This is a genomic window from Tamlana crocina (genome assembly GCF_012037625.1).
The window spans coordinates 1-368 of sequence record NZ_JAAVJS010000468.1; the positions used below are offsets into that span (position 1 = coordinate 1).

At 44.8% G+C, this 368-nt stretch carries 1 pseudogene; it reads right to left on the reverse strand.

Going from position 1 to position 368, the window contains the following annotated elements:
• Positions 1–355 (reverse strand): annotated as a pseudogene (locus HC176_RS17635) (acyl-CoA dehydrogenase family protein); the annotation flags it as partial.
• Between the last annotated feature and the right edge of the window lie 13 nt (positions 356–368).

The following is a 368-nucleotide window of genomic DNA, read 5'->3' on the forward strand; positions in this document are numbered from 1 at the left end:
TGAACATTTCGATGATCTCAAAAGGAAATTTAGCACGATTCCAGTGATCATTGATCAATGGCCGCACCTCGTCTTCCATAAGATTGCGCACCTTGAGTTGCAACTCCCGCTGCTCTTCTGTAAGCTTGAGGTCCAGGTTATAAAAATCGCCGTCGATAGGCGGAAGGTCATGCTGACCTTTACGGCGCTTGGTTTTGAGCATTTTCATGAGGCCTTTTAGCTGATGCTCATCGAGATTCCCCAGGGTTTTCATAGCTTCCGAAAGGTCGATCTGCTGATTGATCTTCGCCAGCTGGTCCAGGTCTATGTTTTTTAAGAGGTTGATGGTATTTCTAACTTTTCCGAAGAAGGCCATATTTTTTAGGTTT